Source organism: Bradyrhizobium sp. KB893862 SZCCT0404 (assembly GCF_018130885.1).
Lineage (GTDB): Bacteria > Pseudomonadota > Alphaproteobacteria > Rhizobiales > Xanthobacteraceae > Bradyrhizobium > Bradyrhizobium stylosanthis.
In genome coordinates this window covers 363,043-385,337 of sequence record NZ_JAFCLT010000002.1, presented here as the reverse complement: position 1 = coordinate 385,337, position 22,295 = coordinate 363,043, and the positions used below count along the sequence as shown (strand labels likewise).

Here is a 22,295-nt window from a genome sequence, read left to right as displayed (position 1 = left end):
ATGATCGACCTATCCGAACTTGTCGTGCAATGCCGGAAACAGCCGGTCCGGCTTGAACGGCGGCGCGGTGAAGCGGATGCCGGTGGCGTCCGCGATCGCGTTGCCGAGCGCCGCTGCGACCGGATTGTACGGACTCTCGCTCATCGACTTGGCGCCGAGCGGCCCGATCGTGTCCGACGTCTGCGCGAACAACACCTCGGTGCGCGGCACGTCGGCGAAGGAGGGCAAATGATAGTCGCGGAACTTCGGATTGGTGACGCGCCCCTCCGCGTCGATCACCATCTCCTCGTAGAGCGCAGCGCCGAGCGCCTGCGCCACGCCGCCCTCGACCTGGCCGCGGCACTGCATGGGGTTGGCGACGACGCCGGCATCCGCCGCCTGCACGCTCCTGAGAATCCTGAGCTCGCCGGTTGCCTTGTTCACGGCGACACGAAAACCCTGCACGTTGAAACCGACCGAGCGCGGCGTGCCGCCGGAATTGCCGCTGCCTGCAAACGGCCGGCCGCGCTCGCGGGCGAGCTTCGCCAGCTCCGCAAAGGGCATGCGCCGCACGCCGCTGACGACCGCGTCGTCGTCGAGCACGCAAGTCTCCACGTCGCACAGCCACGCATCCGCTGCCGCCGCCTTCAGTTCGGTCGCGAGCTGCAGGGCCGCGGCATGCGTCGCCTTGCCGGCGACGAACGTGCCGGCGCTGCCATAGGCGCCGGTGTCGTGACCGCCATGGGCGGTGTCGGACTGGCGCAGACGGATGCGGTCGACGGTGGTCGCGAGCGTCGTCGCCGCGATCTGGCGGTGGACGGTGCTGGTGCCGTTGCCGAACTCGGCGGTGCCGACGGTGAGGTCGAAGCCGCCGGTGTCATTGAGCGCGATCGTGGCATCTGCGATGTGGCCGGCCGGCGGCACGGTGTCGATCATGGTCAGCGCGAGGCCGTCGCCGATCAGCCATTCCGGCGACAGCTCTGCTTGCGGGCCGTCCGCCTGCATCGCGCGTTCGACGAGATCGAGGCACTGGTCGAGCCCATAGGAGCCATAGAGCACGTCGTGAAACTCGGACGGCGGTGGCGACAGCATGGGATCGCCCAGCCTGATGATATTGCGCCGGCGCATCTCGTAAGGGCTGATGCCGAGCTGCCGCGCCAGCTCGTCGATCGCGGCCTCGATCGCGATCTGCGTCTGCGGCAGGCCATAGCCGCGAAATGCGCCCGCCGGCACCGTGTTGGTGTAGACGGCGTAGCCGTCGACCCGCTTGTTCGGGCAATTGTAGACGGCGATGGACTCCGACAGCGAGTGGAACATCACGGGGCCGGCGTGATTGCCGTAGGCGCCGGTGTTGGAGAGCACGTCGAGCTGGAGCGCGGTGAGCTTGCCGTCGGCTCCGGCACCGGCCTTGATGTGGACCCGCATCGGATGTCGCGTCGAGGTCGCGATGAACTGCTCCTCGCGTGTCAGCTCCAGCTTCACCGGCCGTCCGGTCCTGAGCGCGGCGAGCGCCAGGATGTCCTCGACGAACATCTCCTGCTTGCCGCCAAACCCGCCGCCGACGCGCTCGCAGAACACGCGGACCTTGTCGATGGGAAGCCCAAAGATGTCGGACAGCGCGCGCCGGGTCAGGAACGGGACCTGCGTCGAGGTGCGGACGTTGAGCACGCCGGCTTCGTCGTGCCAGGCGAGGCCGCCATGGGTCTCCAGCGCCGCATGCTGCACGCGGTGACTGTGGAAGGTGGCTTCATAGGTGACGGCAGACGTCGCGAGCGCCGACGCGACGTCGCCGTACTCGCCATGCGTCTCCGCCGCCAGATTGCGCTGGGGATCGGCGATGCGGTTCGCAGGAGTGCGGTCGGGATGGAGGACCGGCGCCCCCGGCGTCATCGCCTGCTCCGGATCGATCAGCGCCGGCAGGATCTCGTAATCCACCTTGATCCGGCGGCACGCCTCCTCGGCGGCGGCTTCGCTCTCGGCCACGACCGCGGCAACGCGCTGCCCGATGAAGCGGACGACGTCGTCGAGCACGCGGGTGTCCTCGGGATCCATCCAGTCCTTCTCGTGACGTGCGGTCGAGATCAGGACGGACGGCGCATCCTCATGTGTCAGCACGGCGTGCACGCCGGGAACGTCGAGAGCCGCAGAGGTGTCGATGGCGACGATCCGCGCATGGGAGTGGGGCGATCGCAGCAGCTTGATGTGCAGCAGGCCTTCGATTGCGGTGTCGAAGGTGTAGCGCGCCGCACCGCGCACCACGTCGGGGCCCGCGGGCGCCGGCAGGCTGCGGCCGAAGGCGGCGCCGGCCTCGACGCTCGTCTCGACATTGGTCTTGCCGAGCAGCGCGTCCTCGATCGCGCGATAGCCTGTGCAGCGGCAGATGTTGCCCTTCAGCGCCGCGCCGAGATCGGTGCGCTGCGCCTGGTTCAGCGCCGCGCAGGTCAGGATCATGCCGGCGGTGCAGAAGCCGCATTGAAAGCCCTGCGCATCAAGGAAGGCCTGCTGCATCGGATGCGCGCCGGCCTCGCCGCCGAGACCTTCGATCGTGGTGACAGCGCGGCCCTCGGCCCGGAAGGCCGGGATCAGGCAGCTATGCACCGGCTCGCCGTCGAGCAGCACGGTGCAGGCGCCGCAATCGCCGGCGTCGCAGCCCTTTTTCACGCCGAAATGGCCGAGCTCGCGCAGGAAGGTGCGCAGGCATTGACCGGCGCGCGGCTCTTCCGCGAACGTCGTCCCATTGACCTCGAAGCTCATGATGTCGTCCCCAGGAGCTCGCCGCGGATCTCCTCGGCGAGCCGTAGCGTCATGTGCTTGCGCCAGAGCGGCTTGCCGTGGATGTCGGTGTGGTACAGGTCATCCGTGACCTGCTGCATGATCGCATCGCGAAGCGTGCTCGCGCCGGGCGGCTTGGGAAACGACAGCCGGATCGGCCGCACCGTCGAAGCGGTGACCGTCAGCGCCAGCGTGCCGTCGGCGTCGAAGCTGCCGATCAGCAGCGCTGCCGAGCGGCCGACCGGCGCGAGCGAGATCTGGCGAAACGCCGTGCGGCGCTTCAGCGCGGCGATCGGGATATCGATCTGGCGCAGCAGGTCGCCCGGCGTCATGCGGTTGCGCTGGTTGCCGGTCACGAAGTCGGCGACCGCAATCCGCTGCTCGCCGCCATCCGCCTTCCAGATGGTGCAGACGCCGTCGAGCGCCGCGGTGAGGGAGATCATCGGTCCCGCCGGCAGCGACATGCAGAGATTGCCGCCGACCGTCGCGGTCTTCCAGATCTTGAAGGACGCAAGGAACGCGCGGCAGCACTGGCCGATCAGGGGCGCTGCGAGCCAGTCGGAAGGGCAGGCTAGTCCATCGAGCTGCGCGACGGTGCAGGTGGCGGCGACGCTGAGATGGTTATCTGTGATCGTCAGCGCCGGCCATTTCAGATCGGTGAGGTCGATCAGCCGCTTCAGGTGCGCTTGCGGCTCCGAGAACAGCCAGGTGCCGCCTGCAAGCCAAGCATCGCCTGGCGTCCAGGTGGGCAGCTCAGCGCGCGTTTGCGGATGCGCGACTGTCGTGATGGTATTCAAATCCATGGCTGCGCCAGAAAGCTTCCGCCCGGTGAATCGTGCGATAGAGTCTTGCAAGACCGGAGCCAAGTCGCAACAAACAAGTCGGTGCGGGATGGCGTTCGGGCACTTGGCCGCATTGAATGCCTGTCACCGAATTCAAGGAGAATCGGGATCATGACCGAGCCAAAGCCGATCTGGATCCGGGACCCCCTGGCCATCCTGGCCGACGGTGCTGATCACGGCCTTGTGGTGAAGGACGGCCGGATCGTCGAGCTCGTACCGGCCGGCGGCAAGCCCGCGACGGCCGACGTTGCCGTGTTCGATGCGAGCGAGCATGTCGTGCTGCCGGGGCTGATCAACACTCATCATCATTTTTACCAGACCCTGACGCGGGCGCTGCCGGCGGCAATGGACCGCGAGCTGTTTCCCTGGCTCCAGGCGCTCTACCCGGTGTGGGCGAAGCTGACGCCCGAACGGCTGGAGCTCGGCGTCACCGTGGCGATGTCCGAGCTGCTGCTCTCGGGCTGCACCACCACGACGGATCATCACTATGTCTTCCCGGCGGGCCTCGAGGAGTCCGTCGATATCGAGGTCGGCGTCGCATGGCGGCTCGGCATGCGCGTGCTGCTCACGCGCGGCTCGATGAACCTGTCGCAGCGTGACGGGGGCCTGCCGCCCGACAGCGTCGTGCAGGACGAGGACACCATCCTTGCCGACAGCGCGCGCGTGGTCGCAAAACATCACCAGCGCGGTGCGGACGCGATGGTGCAGATCGCGCTGGCGCCGTGCTCGCCATTCTCGGTGACGACGTCGCTGATGCGCGCCACCGCCGATCTCGCCGGCAAGCTCGACGTGCGCCTGCACACCCATCTGGCCGAGACCGAGGATGAGAACAGATTCTGCGAGCAGATGTATGGCTGCCGTCCGCTCGCCTATCTCGAGCAATGCGGCTGGCTCAATGCGCGGACCTGGCTCGCTCACGGAATCTTCTTCAATCCGGACGAGATGAAGCGGCTCGGCAAGGCCGGGACCACCGTCAGCCATTGCGCCTGCAGCAACCAGTTGCTGGCGTCCGGCTGCTGCCCGGTGTGCGAGATGGAGGAGGCGGGCGTCGGCATCGGCATCGGCGTGGATGGCTCCGCCTCGAACGACGGATCGAACCTGATGCAGGAGATTCGCGCGGCCTTCCTGTTGCAACGGGCGCGCTATGGCGTGACCAAGGTCAGTCACAAGGATGCGCTGCGCTGGGCCACGAGGGGCTCGGCGGCCTGCGTCGGCCGTCCCGAGCTCGGCGAGATCGCCGTCGGCAAGGCGGCGGACCTCGCGCTGTTCAAGCTCGACGAGCTGCGCTTCTCCGGCCATGGCGATCCCCTGGCTGCGCTGGTGCTGTGCGGCGCGCATCGGGCCGACCGGGTCATGGTGGCGGGAAAATGGGCGGTGATCGACGGGGCGATCCCGGGCCTGGATGTCGCCGACCTCATCCGCCGCCACAGTTCGGTGGCGCGGGCCATGCAGACGGGCTGATCAAGCCGAAAATTGAAGGAGGGGGCGACCACAAGTGCCGGGTGCTTCTGGCCACCCCCTCCGAACCTCCTCCGGGAGGAGCAGGTGCTTTAGGCAATGCAAGAAGCGTGCTACTTGCCCGGCAGCTTGTCGTCGATGCCCTTGACGTAGAAATTCATCCCGAGAATCTGGCCGTCAGCGAGATTGGCGCCGCCCTTGCACTCGATCTCCTTGCCGTCCTGCCCAATGACCGGGCACTTGAACGGGTGCAGCTTGCCCGCGGTGATCGCGGCCTGGGCATCCTCGGCGATCTTCTTCACGTCGTCAGGCATGTTGGTGTAGGGCGCCATCGCGAACATGTGGCTGTCGAGGCCGCCCCAGGTGTCCTCGGACTTCCAGGTTCCGGCGAGCTCGGCCTTCACGCGCTCGATGTAGTAGGGGCCCCAGGTGTCGAGGATCGAGGTCAGCTGGGTCTTGGGCCCGAACTTGATCATCTCGGAATCCTGGCCGAAGGCGAGCTTGCCGCGCTCGCTGGCGATCTGCATGGCAGCCGGCGAGTCCGTGTGCTGCATGATCACGTCGGCGCCCTGGTCGATCAGCGCCTTGGCGGCGTCGGCTTCCTTGCCCGGATCGAACCAGGTGTTGGCCCAGATGATCTTGACCTTGATGTTCGGGTTGATGGTCTGGGCCGCCAGGATCGTCGCGTTGATGCCGGACACGACCTCGGGAATCGGGAACGAGCCGATATAGCCGAGCACGCCGGACTTCGACATCTTGGCCGCGATCAGGCCCTGGATGTAGCGGCCCTGGTACCATTTGGCCGAATAGGTCGACATGTTTTTGTCGCGCTTGTAGCCGGTCGAGTGCTCGAAATGCACATTCGGATACTTCTTGGCGACCTTCAGCGTCGGGTCCATGTAGCCGAACGACGTGGTGAAGATCAGCTTGTTGCCGGCGCGGACGAGCTGCTCGATGGCGCGCTCGGCGTCGGGGCCCTCGGGCACGTTCTCGAGATAGGTGGTCTCGATCTTGTCGCCGAGCTCCTTGACCAGAGCCTGGCGGCCGAGATCGTGCTGGTAGGTCCAGCCGAGGTCTCCGATCGGACCCAAATAGATGAAGCCGACCTTCAACTTGTCGGCGGCGGAGGCTGCACTGACGCTCCCGGCAAGCAACAGCCCGGCAGCCAGCGCAAGAAGTGATTTCCTCATCATCAATCTCCAAACATCAGGGGAAAGCCACGATCCGCGACGTGCGCGCCCCATCGCGCATGCCGCGGAAACGAAAATTTAGCGGTCAGGCACGAACACCGTGCCGAGCGCGGCCGGCGCGGTCGAGCCGCCGGTACGCGCGCGGGACAGCAGAACCAGCACGATGACGGTCGCGAGATAAGGCAGCGCCGACATGAATTGCGAGGGAATGCCGACGCCCCAGCCCTGCGCATGCAGTTGCAGGATCGTCACCGCGCCGAAGAGATAGGCGCCGACTACGAGGCGGCCCGGCCGCCAGGACGCGAACACCACCAGCGCCAGCGCGATCCAGCCGCGGCCGGCGGTCATGCCGGGAATGAAGAACGGCGTGTAGGCGAGCGGCAGATAGGCGCCGGCAAGTCCGGCGCAGGCGCCGCCGAACATCACGGCGAAGGTGCGGATGCGGAGCACGGGATAGCCGAGCGCATGCGCGGAGACGTGGTTGTCGCCGCAGGCGCGCAGGATCAATCCCGCCCGCGTACGATACAGGAACCACCAGACGCCGACGATCAGCGCGATCGAGAAATAGACGAAGCCGTCCTCGCCGAACAGCACGCGGCCGATCAGCGGAATGTCGGTCAGGCCGGGAATGTAAAGATGGACCGCGGGCGTGATGCGTTCGCCGACGAAGCCGGCGCCAATCAGGCCCGAGAGACCGATGCCGAGGATGGTCAGCGCAAGACCTGTTGCGACCTGGTTGACGGCGAGCCCGAGCGCCATCAGCGCAAACACCAGCGACATCAGCATGCCCGCGACGATGCCGAACAGCGCGCCGATGAAGACCGAGCCGGTGAGCCAGGCGCCGGCAAAGCCGCAGGCCGCGCCGACGATCATCATGCCCTCGACGCCGAGATTGAGCACGCCGGAGCGCTCGGTCACGAGCTCGCCGGTTGCCGCGATCAACAGCGGCGTCGACGCCGCGAGCACCGCAAGGACGATGGCTTCAATGAGTTCCACTGGCCACCTCCCGGTTCGGGAACACCAGCTTGAAGCGGTAGAGGATGAGAGAGTCGCAGGCGAGCACGTAGAACAGCAGAATGCCCTGAAACACCTTGGTGACATCCAACGGGATCTTCATCGCGATCTGCGCCTGCTCGCCGCCGATAAAGGTCAGTGCGAGAAAAAGGCCTGCAATTAATATTCCAAGCGGGTTCAGCCGGCCGAGGAAGGCGACGATGATCGCGGTAAAGCCGTAGCCGGGCGAGATGCCCGGCTGGAGATGCCCGACGGGTCCCGCGACCTCGATGATGCCGGCAAGGCCCGCCAGCGCGCCTGATACGGCGAAGGTCAGGATGATCAACTGGTTGGCATTGAAGCCGCCGAACCGCGCGGCGCGCGGCGCGGCACCGACCACGCGGATCTCGAAACCCTTGATGGTGCGCCCGAGCAGGATCGCCGCGGCCGCCACCACGAGCAGGGCGATGATGGAGCCGAGATGCAGCCGGCCGCCCTCGATCAGCAGCGGCACCGTCGCGACCGGATCGAACTCGGCAGTGGTCGGGAAGTTGAAGCCCTGCGGATCGCGCCAGGGGCCGCGCACGAGATAATCGAGAAAGAGATCGGCGACATAGACCAGCATCAGGCTGGTCAGGATCTCGCTGGCGCCGAACTTCACCTTGCAGATCGCCGGGATCAGCGCATAGAGGGCGCCCGCGGCGGCTGCGAGCACGAGCATCGCCGGCAGCACCCAAGCGCCGGCATCGGTGCCTTGCGTCTTCACGGCGATCCAGCTTCCGGCGACGGCGCCGATCAGGAATTGGCCCTCGGCGCCGATGTTCCAGGCGTTGGCGAGATAGCACAGCGACAAGCCGATCGCGATCATCACCAGCGGCGTCGCCTTCACCGCGATCTCCTGCAGCGAGTAGCCGTCGGTCAAGGGCGCGATGAAATAGGCGTGCAGCGCAAGCAGCGGATTCTTGCCGAGGATCGCGAACAGGATGATCATGGTGACGATCGTCAGGCCGATCGCGATCAGCGGCGAGACCAGCGCGATCGTGCCGGAGCGCTCGGCGCGCTTCTCAAGCACCAACTGCATGCGCGGCCTCCCTCGGCTCGAGGCTGCTGCCGCCCATGAGCAGGCCGAGCTTTTCGCGGGTCGCGTCGCTTGTCGCGAGCGGTGCGGAGAGCCGGCCATGGAACATCACGGCGATGCGGTCGGCGATCTCGGCAAGCTCGTCGAGATCCTGGCTGGTCACCAGCACGGCCGCGCCGGCGGTTGCGAGGTCAAGCAGCGCCTGGCGGATCACGGCGGCGGCACCGGCATCGACGCCCCAGGTCGGCTGGCTCACCACCAGCACCGCCGGATTGCGCAGGATCTCGCGGCCGACGATGAATTTTTGCAAATTGCCGCCGGACAGGCTCGCGGCCTCGGGATCGCGCTTGGCCTTGCGAACGTCAAACGTTTCGGTTGCGCGGTCCACCGTCTTCAGCGTTGCCGCGGTATCGATAAAGCCGTGATGGACCATGCCGCTCGCGGCATGCCCGGTGAGCAGCGCGTTCTCCGACAGCTTCATGCGCGGCGCGGTGCCGTGGCCGAGCCGCTCTTCGGGCACGAAGGCGGCGCCGAGCTTGCGGCGCTGCGTGATCGAGAGGTGGCCGGCAGCAAGGCCTTCGATCACGATCGTGCCGGGATCCTTCGACAGACGCTCGCCGGACAGCGCGGCGAACAGCTCGTCCTGGCCGTTGCCTGCGACGCCGGCGATGCCGAGGATCTCGCCGCCCTTCAGCTCGAACGAGATGTGCTCGAGCCGCACGCCATGCGCCTCGCCAGGGGGGAGCGAGAGGTCGTTGACGACCAGCCGTGGCACCGTGGTCTTGCGGCCGGCAGGCGCCTTCACTTCCTTGATCTCGCCGCCGACCATCATGCGGGCAAGCGAAGCCGCGGTCTCGAGCCTGGGATTGCAGGTCTCGACCTTCCTGCCGCCGCGCAGGATCGTCGCGGTATCGCAGAGGCGCTTCACCTCCTCGAGCTTGTGGCTGATATAGAGGATGGCGCGGCCTTCGGCCTTGAGGCGGTCCAGCACGATGAAGAGCTGGTCGGCCTCCTGCGGCGTCAGCACCGCGGTGGGCTCGTCCAGGATCAGGAATTTCGGGTCCTGCATCAGGGCGCGGACGATCTCGATGCGCTGGCGCTCGCCGACCGACAATTGCCAGACCTCGCGCCTGGGATCGAGCGGCAGACCGTAGGTCTTCGATACCTGCTCCAGCCGCGCCGACATGTCCTTGAAGGATTCTTTCCCATCGAGGCCGAGCGCGACGTTCTCGGCGACCGTGAGGTTGTCGAACAGCGAGAAGTGCTGGAACACCATGCCGATACCGCGGCTGCGCGCCTCGGACGGGCCCGACAGCACGATTCGTTCGCCCTGCCACCGGATCTCGCCCGCGCTGGGCTGGATCAGCCCGTAGATCGCCTTGACCAGCGTCGACTTGCCGGCGCCGTTCTCGCCGAGCAGCGCGTGAATCTGCTTCGGCCAGACGTCGATATCGATGGCATCGTTGGCGAGGAAATCCCCGTAGCGCTTGGTGAGCCCGAGCGTCTGGAGCAGCGGGGGCTCGCCGGAATGCAGGCCATTAGACGTCGGATCTAACATTCGCTGGTGCGCTTGCATGGGGTGAAGTGCCTCAATAGTGGGCTAGTTTGAACCGCCGCGTAAGGTGGGAAAAAGCGTCATCCCTTGCTCAACGCTTCGGCAGGCGGCCGGTTGTCGGCAAGTTTCTCCACTCGCCGGCCGACGATGGTCTGCAGCCGGTATTCGGGAGTGCCCTCGCGGTGTGGCGCCTGTTGCAAATTTGTGACGATCCAAACGAAATCGGAACCCGCTGTGCAGGTTTGGCGTGAAGCTGAGCAAAAACGCGCCAGCGCAAGTATGCAATGGCCGATCAAGACGAGGCTCGCAGCCGACGATCGCGCCTGAGCTATCCGGCCAACACAAAAGCCAAACAAAATCAGTCGGGAATGTTCGGCAAGGGGAGTTCTAGCGGGGCCGCACGCGCGTGATGGCCGCGCGCAAAACACCGCAGAATTCTGCGCGCGAGCAATCGTGGCTGCTGAAACATGCGGCATGCCTTGAAAAAAGTTGAGGCTTCTCACTTCGGGAGATCGGCGCAAGTGTCGCACCCAAGGGACGTTCATTTTTACGTGTCCAAACTTGGGGGTATTCAGGATGTCGTTTCGTTCTAGGGCGGTTGCAGCAACGATGCTGTCACTTGCTACGCTCGCCACCGGAGGCTGGGCTCAGGCTGCGGACCTGCCAGTCAAGGCCGCCAAGAAGGCGCCGGACCTTCCGTTCTTCCTGGTGATCGACGACCGCGTCACCTTCTCCTACATCTTCGACGCCACCCAGCCCGGCGCGTTCACCAACACCAACGGCGTGATCAACTCCAAGACCACCAAGCAGGTGTACTCCTTCACCCATTTCGACGCCTGGGCTTACGGCACCAACTTCTTCACGATCTCGATGTTCAAGTCGGACCACAATGATCCGGCGGGTCCGTGCACGCAGACCGGCGGTATCGTTTCGCCGGCGGCGGGCTTCGCGTTCACGCCGGCGAGCTGCGCCGGCGCGACTGAGATCTACGGCCTGTTCCGCTCGACCTTCGGCTGGAACGAGATCTTCAACACCAAGGCCTTCACGCAGGGCCCGCTGCACAATATCTCGTTTGAGGTTGGCATGGATGCCAACACCGAGAACCGCTATTTCGGCGCCGCCAAACGTGACGTCGTCGCCGGTCTGCAGTTCGCCTTCGACCTTCCCTACAAAGGCTATTTCAACGTCGCTCCCCTGGTTTACTGGGAGTTCGCCAACCACAACTCCTTCTCGCAGTGCGGCGCGGGCTGGATGGCCCCGTGTCTGACCGACGGCAACACCTCGTTCAAGCCGACCTGGGCGATCGAGACCAACTACTACATGGACCTCGGCTTCCTGCCGGCGAACATGCAGTACTTCTCGATCAGCGGCCGCGCCGGCTGGTATGGCAAGAAGGGAACGGACACCGAGCCGCTTCCGGCCAGCGTCGCCAATGGCGTCTATCCGACCAAGGTCGAGTTCAACTCGGAGCCGATCCGCCTGACGATGGATGCCTCGAAGGCGCTCTGGGGCGACAAGTACTCGCACTTCGTGGACGTCTGGGTGGCTTATCGCTACTGGCAGAACAAGTTCGGCCTCGATCACAACAACGCCGTTGCCTGTACCACGCTGGTCGGCGGGGCGAGGGTGAGCACCGGCTCCTGCACGGAGTCCTCGCTCTACTCGGGTATCACCGTGAAGTTCTGATCACCTGGCACTCTGCAGGTGAAGGAGATGGCGCCGCGTCAAACCTCCGCGGCGTCATCTTCGTTTGAGGAAAGAACGTAGGGTGAATTAGCCGAAGGCGTAATCCACCTTTGCTGTTTCCGCGGAAACCAAAGTGGTGGGTTAGACGGGCAGATGCGCTTCGTGCGTCTGCCCGTCTAACCCACCCTACGAGGCCGGATTCTACTTCGTCCACACGCCGTCGTGCAGCGCTTCGGCTTCGTCCTCCAGCAGCGGTCCCACGACCTCCGTCGGTCGCTGGCCGCTGGCAAACACCTCGCGGCAGGGCAGGTCGAGCGTCGGGTTCTCCGGGTGGTTGCCGGTGACGCCGCGCAGGCGATGCTCGCTGAGGCCATAGACGACGCGGCCGATGCCGGCCCAGTAGATCGCGCCGGCGCACATGGCGCAGGGCTCGGCCGAGGAATAGAGCGTGGCTTTGGCCAGCACGTCGTGGTCGAGCGTGCGGCAGGCCTGGGTGGCTGCGAGGCGCTCGGCATGCGCGGTGCCGTCGTGGTCCGGCATGTAGCCGTTCTCGCTCTCGATCAGCACATTGCCGTTGGCGTCGACGACGATGCAGCCGAAGGGATGGTTGCCATGGGTGAGCGAACGGCGTGCGACCGCAAAGGACAAGCGCAGGAAGTGCTCGTCGCGTTCCGAGGTGCTGCCCATCAATGCTCCGCGGCTAGTGTCCCGCCATGTGCCGGCCGACGACGGTGAGATCGGCCTCGCTGGTCCGGGCTTCATACACGAATTCGCCGTGGAACATCACCACCAGCCGGTCGGACAGTTCGAGCAATTCGTCGAGATCCTCGCTGACGAGCAGGACCGCCGCGCCGCGATTGCGCGCCGCCATGATCTCGGCGTGGATCTGCGCCACCGCCGCGAAATCGAGGCCGAAGCAGGGATTGGCGGCGATCAGCACCTCGACGTCACCGGCAAGCTCCCGGGCCAGCACAGCGCGCTGCACGTTGCCGCCCGACAGCGCCGAGATCGGCGTATCCGGTGTGCGGGTCTTGATCTTGTACTGGCCGATCTTCTTCCGGGCATCGTTGCGGAAGGCGCCGCGGTTGAGCCACCAGCCGCCACTGGCGAAGGGCGCGCGGTCGAATTCGCGGAAGGCGATGTTGTCGGCGACGCTCATGCCGCCGACGCAGGCGTTCTTCAGCGGCTCCTCGGGCAGCAACGACATCTTGTGGCGCCGCATCTCCTCGCGGCTGGCGTGGTAGGGATCGCCGGCGACGCGGATATCGCCGCTCTCGGCTTCGCGCTGGCCGGCGAGCACCTCGACGAGCTGGCGCTGGCCATTGCCGGAGACGCCGGCGATGCCGACGATCTCCCCGGCGCGCACGGTGAGGGAAACGTCATGCACGGCGACGGCGCCGGCGTCGTCGAGGGCGCGGAGCTTCTGCAGCTCGAGCCTCGCCTGACCGGCTTCGCCGGTGCGCGGCGGCTGCACGGTCAGCTCCTCGGCGCCAATCATGGTGCGCGCCATCGCATCCGGCGTCAGCTCGGCCACCTTGCCGGCCCCGGCGAGCTTGCCGCGGCGCAGGATCGTGACCTCGTCGGCGAAGGCCATGACCTCGCGGAACTTGTGCGTGATCATCAGGATGGTCAGCTCGCCCGTGACGACCATGTCGCGGAGCATGCCGAGCACCTCGTCGGCTTCTGCCGGAGTCAGGACCGAGGTCGGCTCGTCCAGGATCAGGAAACGCCGCTTGAGGTAAAGCTGCTTGAGGATCTCGCATTTCTGCCGCTCGCCGGCGGAGATGTCGGAGACCTTTGCGCCGAGCGGCACCTTGAAGGGCATCCGCGCCAGGAACGCCTCCAGCTCCTTCATCTCCTTCGGCCAGTTCACCACGGCCGGCACGTCGTCGCGCGCCAGCACGAGGTTTTCGGCAACCGTCATGGCCGGAACCAATGTGAAGTGCTGGTAGACCATGCCGAGGCCGAGCGCATGGGCGTCCTTCGGATTGGCGATCGCCTGTTCGCGCCCGCCGACGAGGATGTCGCCTTCGGTCGCGTGGTAGTAGCCCATGATGCATTTGACGAGGGTCGACTTGCCGGCGCCGTTCTCGCCCAGCAGCGCATGGAACGAGCCCGGCCGCACCTTCAGCGCGACATTGTCCAGCGCCAGGAAGTCGCCGAACCGCATCGTCATGGCGATGGCATCGACGCCGAAGGCGCCGGACGGCGGAGGCGTTTCGCCGATGATCACGAAATCGCTCCGATGAAGGCATCGGAGGTCGAGACCGCGCCGAACACGCCGCCCTGCATCTTGATCATCTTCAGCGCGTGGTCGTGGTTGCTCTTGTCGGTGGCGCCGCAGCAATCGTGCAGCAGGACGCATTCGAAGCCGCGGTCGTTGGCCTCGCGCATGGTGGTGTGCACGCAGACGTCGGTGGTGATGCCCGTCAGCACGATGTTCTCGATGCCGCGGACGCGCAGGATCAGCTCGAGGTCGGTGGCACAGAACGAGCCCTTGCCGGGCTTGTCGATGATCGGCTCGCCCGGCAGCGGCGCCAGTTCTTCGATGATGTCCCAGCCGGGCTCGCCGCGCACCAGGATGCGGCCGCACGGGCCGGGATCGCCGATGCCGGCGCCGATCTGGCGCGAGCGCCAGCGTTTGTTGGTGGGCAGGTCGGAGAGATCGGGGCGATGCCCTTCGCGGGTATGGATGATGTGAAAGCCCTGGCTGCGCATCGCCGCGAGCAGCCGCTTGATCGGCTCGATCGGCGCCCGCGTCAGGGAGAGGTCGTAGCCCATCTTGTCGACATAGCCGCCGACGCCGCAGAAATCGGTCTGCATGTCGATGATGATCAACGCCGTGTTGTCGGGGCGGAGATCGCCGTTATAGGGCCAGGCATAGGGCTCGGACTTGATGTAGCGCTCGGGCATGGACGACCTCGTGCGTGTTACCGTGTGATCGAAAGTTCGGCGGGCGCGCCGGTCAGCGTCCGCTTCGGCGAGCAGGTGATGATCATGATCGCCAGCGTCAGGATGTAGGGCGCGGCGTTGAAGAGGTGATAGCCGGAGGTGACGCCGACCGATTGCAGGGCAGGTCCCAGCGCCGCCGCGCCGCCGAAGGCAAGCGAGGCCCAGAGGCAGAGCAGGGGATCCCAGCGCGCGAAGATCACCAGTGCGACGGCGGTGATGCCCTGGCCCGAGGAGAGGCCCTCGTTCCAGCTTCCGGGATAGAACAGCGACAGGAACGAGCCGCCGATGCCGGCAAGGAAGCCGCCGACCATGGTGGCGCGCAGACGGATCAACAGCACCGAATGGCCCATCGCGCGGGCGGCATCCGAGCTCTCGCCGGCGGTGCGGATCAGAAGGCCCCAGCGCGTGGTGCGGAAGGCCCAATAGAGGATCGGCGCGAGCGCGACGCCGATCAGGAACAGCACGTTGATGCGCAACGCGGCGCGTACCTGCGGGATGTCGCTCCACCAGCCGAAATCGATCGCGGGCAGGCGCGGCGCGGTGGGCTCGATCAGCGGCTTGCCGAGATAGAACGCAAGGCCGGTGCCGAACAGCATCAAGGCGATGCCGACCGCGACGTCGTTGACGCGCGGCAGCGAGCAGATGCCGGCGTGCAGCGCGCCGAGCAAAGCGCCGGTGATGCCGGCGGCGAGCACGCCGAGCCACGGAGAGCCCGTGAGATAGGAGATGCCATAGGCGCTCATCGCGCCCATCACCAGCGTGCCTTCAAGGCCGAGATTGATGCGGCCGGAGCGCTCGGTGATGCACTCTCCAAGGCTCACGAACAGGAACGGCGTGGAGACGCGAATGGCGCCGCCGAGCACGGCGAGCGGGACGGTCCAGAGTCCGATCGATCCGTCTGCCATCAGGATTTTCCCTTCAGGAAGCCGATGCGGCCGTAGAGCGCATCGCTGGCCAGCACGAAGACGAAGATGATGCCTTGCAACACCTGCACCGATGCATCAGGCAATCCGAGGCGGCGCTGCAGCAGGCCGCCGCTCGCGCTGATCCCGCCGAGCAGGATCGCGACGGGAATGATGGCGAGCGGATTCTGCCGCGCGAGGAAGGCGACGAGGATGCCGGTGAAGCCGTAACCCGCCGCGAGATTGGCGTTGGTGCGTCCCTGCACGGCGGCGACCTCGACCATGCCGGCAAGCCCGGCCGCGCCGCCGGCGAGAAAGCACACGGTCAGGATCAGCTTGCTGACGCCGAGGCCGACGATCTTCGCAGCGCGAATGTTGCCGCCCGCCACCCGTGCGGCGAAGCCGAACACGGTGTGATAGATCAGGATGTAAGAGGCGATCGCGGCGATCAGGCCGAAGACGAGACCCCAATGCACGTCGGTGCCGGGAATGGAGCCGATCATGTTGGCGGCGCCGATTTCGCGGGTCGACGGCTTGTTGAGGCTGGCGGGATCGCGCATCGCGCCTTCGACGAGATGGTTGAGGATCGCAAGGCCGATGTAGACGAGCAGGAGGCTCGAAATCGTTTCGTTGACGCCGCGATATTGCCGCAAGCCGCCCGACAGCATGATCCACAAGCCGCCGCCGATCACGCCGGCGCAGACCATGGCGATCTGGACGATGAACGGCGGCATGCCCTGAAGCGCGAGCGCGGCACTCGTTGCCGACAGCGCGCCGATCAGCAGCGCGCCTTCGCCGCCGATGATGACCATGCCGAGCTGCGCGGGGAGCGCCGTGCAGAGCGCGGTGAGGATCAGGGGCGCGGCGCGTGTCAGCGTGTTCTGCCACGAGAACCAGGTGCCGAACGCGCCGTAATACATGTAGAAATAGAGATCGAGCGGGTTCTTGCCGAACATCGCGACGAAGATGCCGAAGACCGCGAGCGCGCCGACGAGCGCCGCGCCCGGGATCAGCACATATTCGATCGTGCCGCCGTAGCGCTGGAGGAAGCCGGGATCGGCGGCCGGGGCGACTGCCCCGACCGCTTCCGTGGAATCCGCCGCTTCCGTGGTCACGAAGTCGCTCCGATCACGCCCTCGACCAGATAGTCCATCTTCTCGAGCTCAGGATCCTTTTGGCCGCGGTCGGTGCCGGCAGCGATCACCGTCTTGCCCTTGTTGTCGACCAGCCCGCCCTTGAAGATGGCGAAGCCTTCTGCCGACAGGAATTTTGCCTTGGCCTCGTCGGCCGCCTTGCGCGCCTCGGCCGAGACCGCTTCGCCGTAAGGCGAGACCTTCACGATCTCTTCCTTCAGGCCGCCGCGATAGAAATTCGGGATGCCTTCGCCTGCTGCGATCATCTTGACGAACTTCGGGTAGAGCGCTTCCCAGTTCCACTCGGCGCCGGTGAGATACGCCTTGGGCGCCAGCGCCGACTGGTTGGTGTGATAGCCGCACACGAAAGCGCCGCGCCGCGCGGCGTTCTCAACCATGGTCTTGGGGCCGTCGACGTGACAGGTGAGCACGTCCACGCCCTGGTCGATCAGGCTGTTGGTGGCTTCGGCCTCTTTGACCGGCATCGACCAGTCGCCGGTGAAGATCACCTGCGTGGTGGCCTTGGGATTGACGGACTTGGCGCCGAGCGTGAAGGCGTTGATGTTGCGCAGCACTTGAGGGATCGGCTTGGCCGCGACGAAGCCGAGCTTGCCGCTCTTCGACGTCAGGCCGGCGACGATGCCCGAGATGTACTGGGCCTCGTCGATGTAGCCGAAATAGCTGCCGGCGTTCTTGGGGTCCTTGTCGCTCCAGAGGCCGCCGCAGTGCTCGAAGCGCAGCTTCGGGTACTTGGTGGCCATCTTGATCATGTGCGGATTGTAGTAGCCGAACGAGGTCGGGAAGAGCAGGGTGGCGCCGTCGAGATTGATCATGGACTCGATGGTCTTCTCGACCGCATCGGTCTCCGGCACCTTCTCCTCCTCGACCACCTTGAGGCCGGGAATCTTCTTCAGTGCCGCCGCGCCCTGCGCATGGGCCTGGTTGTAGCCATAGTCGTCGCGCGAGCCGACATAGATGAAGCCGATGGTGGTCTCGGCCGCGAGGGCCGGGCGCAGGCCCGCTGCCGCGCCGAGGGTGAGGGCCGCGCCGCCCTGCAACAAATGACGTCGTGAAATCCTGCCAAAATCCATTGCTCGCTCCCCTTGGCGGATGCACCGCCTGATCTCGCGGCTGCGCCGGTCTGGCGGAGCCGGACGAGATGTCGCAAGCTTCGTGCCAGAGGCTACAATGCGTGCATATGGATTTAAGTTATTGAAATATAGTGATTATATATCTGGCGGGCGTCTTGATCAGGAAATCGGCAGATTAATTTATGAGCACTATTTCTTGATTGTATGCAGAGGAGTTAAGCAGCCTTAACTCATTCGGGGATGTGCATGACCGGTGGCAGGCGGTCGGCTGACAAGGCGCATCCATGCTAACCACGCGCTGACTGGGACGGCACCGCCGGCGATTTTCGCTGGCACCGAACTTGTATCGATTGTCGCAAGGACTGCCGTGCTGCGGTCCTCAAGAGATGGAAAGCTCGCCGAGATGGGCGCTGGTACCGTTCACGATGCATCACTCGGCAAGGAGATCGTTCGCCGCATCAACGAGCTTGCCGCGATCTCGGAGGAGTCCGACAAGCTCACCCGGATCTATCTCAGCAAGGAACTGCGCGCGGCCGCGGACCTGATCTTGGGATGGATGCGCGAGGCCGGCATGAGCGCGCATCTCGATGCGATCGGCAATGTCTGCGGCCGGTATGAAGGCGAGCGGCCGGGCGCGCCGTGCCTGATGCTCGGGTCGCACTACGACACCGTGCGCGACGCCGGGAAATGGGATGGACCGCTGGGCGTCATCACCGCGATCTCCTGCGTCGCGGATCTCGACCGCCGCGGCAAGCGCCTGCCGTTCGCCATCGAGGTCGTCGGCTTCGCTGACGAGGAGGGGGTGCGGTTTGCCTCGACCCTGCTCGGCAGCCGCGCCGTGGCCGGCACATTCGACGAGAGCGTTCTGAACACGCGCGACCGCGACGGCGTGTCGATGCGCGATGCGCTGGTCCAGTTCGGTCTCGATCCCGATCACATCGGCGCGGCCGCAAGGGCCCGGCGCGAGCTGCTCGCCTATCTCGAATTGCACATCGAGCAGGGGCCGGTGCTGGAAGCACAGAACCTGCCCGTGGGCGTGGTCACCGCGATCGCGGGCGCAACGCGCCTTGCCGCGCGGCTGACCGGCATGGCCGGCCATGCCGGCACGGTGCCGATGGCGCTGCGGCGCGACGCACTCGCTGGTGCTGCCGAATGCATCGGCGCGATCGAGCAGTTCTGCCGGACCGACCAAGACGGCCTTGTCGGCACCGTCGGCTATATCCAGGCGCGGCCCGGCGCGACCAACGTCATTCCGGGCGAAGTGTCGTTCACCATCGACATGCGCGCGCCGAGCGACATGCATCGCAAGCGCGCGGTGGCCGACGTCGTCCGCCAGATCGAGGCGATCGCGAAGCGGAGGCAATTGGCGCTCCAGCTCGATGTCACCCACGAGAACCGCACCGCGCCCTGCGCGCCCTGGCTCAAGGAGCAGATCGCGCAGGCGATCGGTGCGGAAGGTTCTGGCGTGTTCGAGCTGCCGAGCGGGGCCGGCCACGACGGCATGGCCATGATCGACATTGCCGATGTCGGCATGATCTTCGTGCGCTGCCGCGGCGGCATCAGCCATCATCCCGATGAGCATGTCGAGCTGGCCGATGCCGATGCCGGCGCGCGGGTGCTGCTGCGGGTGATCGAGAATTTCAGGCCGAAGGCGGCCTAAAGCGCGATGAGATTGGGTTGATTCGTCATCACGCTTTAGCTCTTTGTTTGAGCATGGTCTTTCGGAAAACCGCTTCGCACTTTTCCGGATCATGCTCGAGGCCAGTGTCATAAAACCCGGAAGTCACCGGGTAGAGATACGAATCAGGCAAGTTTAAAATGGTGGTCGCCGTTATCGAGGCCACGAGCCATCAGCCGATCGACGCAAATGAACAGCGACATCTCGTTTCCATCACATCGTGAGAACCGGTTTTACCAGGGCATGGCTGCGACCTTCGTCGCCAACGCACTGCAGGCGGTCAACTTTCTCGGCGACAGGTTCCTGAGACAATCGCCCCATTCGTTGTCGGCCATCGAGGATCTTTACCGGCACTCGATGGACAGCGCCTTTTCGGTGACCGAGGCTTTCCTGGTCACCGGTGCGCCGCACGCCTCGGCCTACTACCCGCGCGACTTCGCCTGGTTCTACCCAGATGTTCTCGATCCCGAGACCATCATGGATGCGCAGGACGCGGTGCGCCGGGCGCGCCTGCTCGAAAAAAGCGTGCGCCTGATGCTTGAGGCGGTTCGTGCCGACGTCGTCACGACGACCATCGTGCCGGCGGGACGCGGCCGCTATCTCGGCGTGAACTATTTCTCGCGCCCCTCGGACACGCTGCTCGGCATCATCGCCGGTCTCCAGCAGATGCTCTCGGCCGAGGAGCGGGCGTCGTCCTATCTGGCGATGTCGCAATGCGCGCATGCCGGTCGCCTGCTGCTGGCCGAATACGGCGCCGACCTGAAGCTGGCGATCCTGAAGCTTGCGAGCGAACTCGAATCGTTCGAGGCCGATGGTGTCAGATATTTGTTGTGCGACGCGAGCGGGCCCCGCTCGGCGGCAACGGACACGCGGGCCGAGCGCCGGCGTTTCGTCACCAATGCCTGCGTCTACACGACCTTCGTGTGGGGCGTGCAGCTCGGAATCGTCGACGAGAACGAGCTGAAGCGGCTGCTCGGACGCGACCTCGCGCAGTACAAGAGGGACCTGCTCGGCCTGTTCGGCAAGGACGGCCATATCAGGCATTCGCTCGATGGCCCGGCTGGCCCGCCGGTGTCCCTGGTCGCGCTGGACTTCGTCAGCGTGCATCGCGGCTTCTGGAATATGAGCGATGCCGGCGAGCGCGCGCTGTTCGCCGCCACGACGGATCTGATCATCGCAGAGCCGCGCTTCCGCATCCCCAGCACGTTCCATTTCTTCGTCTCGACGGATAATCCGCGCAACAAGATGATCCACAAGATCGCGGCGCCGGCCTACCAGGGACGTTCGTCCTGGCCGACGTTCAACGTCGAGTTTGCGGATCGCATGCTGGACTTCGACGAAGCCTCGGGGAGCGATACCTACCGGGCCTATGCGCAGGGGATTCTAAAGGACATCCGCACCGCGACCGAGGTTCATGGCGGCTATCAGGAGCTGATCTCGGAGCAGGGCCTGAAATATCGCACCTGGGCCTACAAGGGCGCGGTGGCGCATTCCTGGTTTCCGCGCTTCCTGTCGGTCTGGAGGAGGGCGTATGGAACGCCGCTCCTCCAGTGGAATGATTGATCGACCTTATCCCGCGGTCACATCCACGAGCTCACCGCCCTCGAGAACCTTGGCCGCCTTGGCGCGGTCGAGATCGCCTTCCCAGGCCGCCACGACGACCGTCGCCACGCAGTTGCCGACGAGATTGCCGAGCGCGCGGGCCATGCCGATGAACCAGTCGACCGACAGCACAAGCACGAGACCGATCGCGGGGATGCTCGGCACCGCGTTCAATGTCGCGGCCAGGATCACGATGGCCGAACCCGGAACGCCGTGCGCGCCCTTCGACGTGATCAGGGAGACGCCGAGCACCAGCAGGAGGTCGCCGAAGGACAGCGGCGTGTTGGTCGCCTGCGCGATGAACACGACGGCGAGCGTCAGGTAGATCGAGAAGGCGTCGAGGTTGAAGGAATAGCCGGTCGGGATGACGAGCCCGACCACGGAATCCTTCACGCCCATGCGCTCCAGCTTCTTCATGATCTGCGGCAGCACCGCGTCGGACGAGGCGGTCGCGAGCACGATCATCAGCTCCTCGCGCAGGTAGGCGAGGAATTTGAGGATGTTGATGCCGGCGAGCGCCATCACGCCGCCGAGCACGCCCAGCACGAAGATGCCGACCGAGACGTAGAACAGCATCACCAGCGAGACGAGCTGCTTCAGCGAGCCAACGCCGTATTTGCCGACGGTGTAGGCGACTGCGCCGAGCACGCCGAGCGGAGCGACGCGAACAATGAGCCCCATGACGCGGAACAGCACGGTGGAGGCCGCGTCGATCATGTTGGTGACCAGCGCGCCCTTCTCGCCGCCGACGAGGGCAAGGCCGACGCCGAACAGAACCGCGAAGAACAGCACCTGCAGCACGTCGTTACGCGATAGCGCGTCGAAGGAAGTGGTCGGGATCACGTTCATCAGAAAGGCGCCGATGCCGCCGCCGGACAGCTTGTGGGCGTTGTCGGCGTAGGTGTTGAGCGCCTTGGCGTCGAGCGTCGACGGATCGATGTTCATGCCGTGGCCGGGGCCGAAGAGATAAGCGAGCAGAAGGCCGACCACGAGCGCCACGGTCGTCATGACCTCGAAATAGACCAGCGCCTTGACGCCGACGCGGCCGACCTTCTTGAGATCGCCGGCACCGGCGATGCCGTGGACGACGACGCAGAACACGATCGGCGCAACGATCATCGAGATCAGCTTCAGGAAGGCGTCGCTGAGAATCTTGAGCCCGATCGCGAAATCCGGGACGGCCATCCCCAGGATGACGCCAAGCACGAGCGCGGCCAGGACCTGGACGAACAGCGAGGTGTAGAGCGGCTTGGACTCGGCGGCCGGAGCCGCGGCAATGGTCGACATGAGAACTCCCCCGTTTCGGACGACGCTTCCGTCGTCCAAAAAGGGAGCAACAACCGTGCCAGAATGTCGCGGTTACCCCCTGGAAACCGGGAACTTG

17 protein-coding genes are annotated in these 22,295 nt (G+C 65.6%); 4 read left to right on the top strand and 13 right to left on the bottom strand.

The annotated features are described in order from the left end of the window. Positions 1 to 9: 9 nt before the first annotated feature. Both JQ617_RS10625 and JQ617_RS10620 read right to left on the bottom strand, forming a co-directional pair. On the bottom strand, positions 10 to 2,733 hold the full coding sequence (locus tag JQ617_RS10625) for a molybdopterin-dependent oxidoreductase (protein ID WP_212026279.1): 2,724 nt from the start codon (positions 2,731 to 2,733) through the stop codon (positions 10 to 12). After that, complete coding sequence (locus JQ617_RS10620; RefSeq protein ID WP_212026278.1) at positions 2,730 to 3,554, bottom strand: FAD binding domain-containing protein; 825 nt, start codon at positions 3,552 to 3,554, stop codon at positions 2,730 to 2,732. Before JQ617_RS10620 ends, JQ617_RS10625 begins: the two co-directional genes overlap by 4 nt. A 150-nt stretch (positions 3,555 to 3,704) precedes the next feature. Here JQ617_RS10620 and JQ617_RS10615 point away from each other — a divergent pair, with 150 nt between their 5' ends. Next, entirely contained in the window at positions 3,705 to 5,054 is a 1,350-nt protein-coding gene (locus JQ617_RS10615) for an 8-oxoguanine deaminase (protein ID WP_212026277.1), read from the top strand. 110 nt (positions 5,055 to 5,164) lie between these two features. Here the strand turns inward: JQ617_RS10615 and JQ617_RS10610 are convergent, their stop codons facing one another. From JQ617_RS10610 to JQ617_RS10595, 4 genes are all read right to left on the bottom strand, one after another. Further along, a complete protein-coding gene (locus tag JQ617_RS10610) occupies positions 5,165 to 6,241 on the bottom strand; it encodes a BMP family ABC transporter substrate-binding protein (protein WP_212026276.1) in 1,077 nt (358 codons plus the stop codon). A 78-nt stretch (positions 6,242 to 6,319) separates the two neighbouring features. After that, positions 6,320 to 7,237 (bottom strand): ABC transporter permease, encoded by a 918-nt coding sequence (locus JQ617_RS10605; RefSeq protein ID WP_212026275.1) that lies wholly within the window; start codon positions 7,235 to 7,237, stop codon positions 6,320 to 6,322. Next, the gene (locus JQ617_RS10600; RefSeq protein ID WP_212026274.1) at positions 7,224 to 8,315 is read right to left on the bottom strand and encodes an ABC transporter permease; all 1,092 of its coding nucleotides are present in this window, start codon (positions 8,313 to 8,315) and stop codon (positions 7,224 to 7,226) included. The genes JQ617_RS10605 and JQ617_RS10600 overlap by 14 nt, the downstream gene beginning before the upstream one ends. Beyond that, a complete protein-coding gene (locus JQ617_RS10595; protein ID WP_212026273.1) occupies positions 8,299 to 9,870 on the bottom strand; it encodes an ABC transporter ATP-binding protein in 1,572 nt (523 codons plus the stop codon). The genes JQ617_RS10600 and JQ617_RS10595 overlap by 17 nt, the downstream gene beginning before the upstream one ends. 573 nt (positions 9,871 to 10,443) lie before the next feature. Between JQ617_RS10595 and JQ617_RS10590 the strand changes: the two genes are divergently transcribed. Continuing rightward, positions 10,444 to 11,553 (top strand): hypothetical protein, encoded by a 1,110-nt coding sequence (locus JQ617_RS10590; protein WP_212026272.1) that lies wholly within the window; start codon positions 10,444 to 10,446, stop codon positions 11,551 to 11,553. Positions 11,554 to 11,754: 201 nt separating this feature from the next. Here JQ617_RS10590 and JQ617_RS10585 read toward each other — a convergent pair whose 3' ends face one another. Genes JQ617_RS10585 through JQ617_RS10560 form a run of 6 tightly spaced genes read right to left on the bottom strand, consistent with a single transcriptional unit; the run spans position 11,755 to position 17,631 of the window. Beyond that, a complete protein-coding gene (locus JQ617_RS10585) occupies positions 11,755 to 12,240 on the bottom strand; it encodes a nucleoside deaminase (RefSeq protein ID WP_212026271.1) in 486 nt (161 codons plus the stop codon). Between the two features lie 13 nt (positions 12,241 to 12,253). Further along, positions 12,254 to 13,786: an ABC transporter ATP-binding protein gene (locus tag JQ617_RS10580; RefSeq protein ID WP_212026270.1), complete on the bottom strand. Its 1,533-nt coding sequence runs from the start codon at positions 13,784 to 13,786 to the stop codon at positions 12,254 to 12,256. Then, positions 13,783 to 14,466, bottom strand: coding sequence for a biuret amidohydrolase (biuH, locus tag JQ617_RS10575; RefSeq protein WP_212026269.1), 684 nt, complete (start codon positions 14,464 to 14,466; stop codon positions 13,783 to 13,785). The genes JQ617_RS10580 and biuH overlap by 4 nt, the downstream gene beginning before the upstream one ends. Positions 14,467 to 14,483: 17 nt before the next feature. Further along, complete coding sequence (locus tag JQ617_RS10570; protein ID WP_145661734.1) at positions 14,484 to 15,410, bottom strand: ABC transporter permease; 927 nt, start codon at positions 15,408 to 15,410, stop codon at positions 14,484 to 14,486. Further along, positions 15,410 to 16,522, bottom strand: coding sequence for an ABC transporter permease (locus JQ617_RS10565; protein WP_212026268.1), 1,113 nt, complete (start codon positions 16,520 to 16,522; stop codon positions 15,410 to 15,412). Before JQ617_RS10565 ends, JQ617_RS10570 begins: the two co-directional genes overlap by 1 nt. After that, positions 16,519 to 17,631 (bottom strand): BMP family ABC transporter substrate-binding protein, encoded by a 1,113-nt coding sequence (locus JQ617_RS10560; RefSeq protein WP_212026267.1) that lies wholly within the window; start codon positions 17,629 to 17,631, stop codon positions 16,519 to 16,521. Before JQ617_RS10560 ends, JQ617_RS10565 begins: the two co-directional genes overlap by 4 nt. Before the next feature lie 403 nt (positions 17,632 to 18,034). Between JQ617_RS10560 and JQ617_RS10555 the strand changes: the two genes are divergently transcribed. After that, on the top strand, positions 18,035 to 19,291 hold the full coding sequence (locus JQ617_RS10555; RefSeq protein ID WP_212026266.1) for an allantoate amidohydrolase: 1,257 nt from the start codon (positions 18,035 to 18,037) through the stop codon (positions 19,289 to 19,291). 207 nt (positions 19,292 to 19,498) lie between these two features. Then, positions 19,499 to 20,872 (top strand): hypothetical protein, encoded by a 1,374-nt coding sequence (locus tag JQ617_RS10550; RefSeq protein ID WP_212026265.1) that lies wholly within the window; start codon positions 19,499 to 19,501, stop codon positions 20,870 to 20,872. A 6-nt stretch (positions 20,873 to 20,878) separates the two neighbouring features. Here the strand turns inward: JQ617_RS10550 and JQ617_RS10545 are convergent, their stop codons facing one another. Then, positions 20,879 to 22,198: a dicarboxylate/amino acid:cation symporter gene (locus JQ617_RS10545; RefSeq protein ID WP_063688384.1), complete on the bottom strand. Its 1,320-nt coding sequence runs from the start codon at positions 22,196 to 22,198 to the stop codon at positions 20,879 to 20,881. Positions 22,199 to 22,295: the final 97 nt, after the last annotated feature.

Excerpts from the sequence above, each read along its gene's own strand:
- JQ617_RS10625 (WP_212026279.1), bottom strand. The coding sequence starts at position 2,733 with ATGAGCTTCGAGGTCAATGGGACGACGTTCGCGGAAGAGCCGCGCGCC.
- JQ617_RS10620 (WP_212026278.1), bottom strand. The coding sequence starts at position 3,554 with ATGGATTTGAATACCATCACGACAGTCGCGCATCCGCAAACGCGCGCT.
- JQ617_RS10615 (WP_212026277.1), top strand. The coding sequence starts at position 3,705 with ATGACCGAGCCAAAGCCGATCTGGATCCGGGACCCCCTGGCCATCCTG.
- JQ617_RS10610 (WP_212026276.1), bottom strand. The coding sequence starts at position 6,241 with ATGAGGAAATCACTTCTTGCGCTGGCTGCCGGGCTGTTGCTTGCCGGG.
- JQ617_RS10600 (WP_212026274.1), bottom strand. The coding sequence starts at position 8,315 with ATGCAGTTGGTGCTTGAGAAGCGCGCCGAGCGCTCCGGCACGATCGCG.
- JQ617_RS10595 (WP_212026273.1), bottom strand. The coding sequence starts at position 9,870 with ATGTTAGATCCGACGTCTAATGGCCTGCATTCCGGCGAGCCCCCGCTG.
- JQ617_RS10590 (WP_212026272.1), top strand. The coding sequence starts at position 10,444 with ATGTCGTTTCGTTCTAGGGCGGTTGCAGCAACGATGCTGTCACTTGCT.
- JQ617_RS10585 (WP_212026271.1), bottom strand. The coding sequence starts at position 12,240 with ATGGGCAGCACCTCGGAACGCGACGAGCACTTCCTGCGCTTGTCCTTT.
- biuH (WP_212026269.1), bottom strand. The coding sequence starts at position 14,466 with ATGCCCGAGCGCTACATCAAGTCCGAGCCCTATGCCTGGCCCTATAAC.
- JQ617_RS10570 (WP_145661734.1), bottom strand. The coding sequence starts at position 15,410 with ATGGCAGACGGATCGATCGGACTCTGGACCGTCCCGCTCGCCGTGCTC.
- JQ617_RS10560 (WP_212026267.1), bottom strand. The coding sequence starts at position 17,631 with ATGGATTTTGGCAGGATTTCACGACGTCATTTGTTGCAGGGCGGCGCG.
- JQ617_RS10555 (WP_212026266.1), top strand. The coding sequence starts at position 18,035 with ATGGGCGCTGGTACCGTTCACGATGCATCACTCGGCAAGGAGATCGTT.
- JQ617_RS10550 (WP_212026265.1), top strand. The coding sequence starts at position 19,499 with ATGAACAGCGACATCTCGTTTCCATCACATCGTGAGAACCGGTTTTAC.
- JQ617_RS10545 (WP_063688384.1), bottom strand. The coding sequence starts at position 22,198 with ATGTCGACCATTGCCGCGGCTCCGGCCGCCGAGTCCAAGCCGCTCTAC.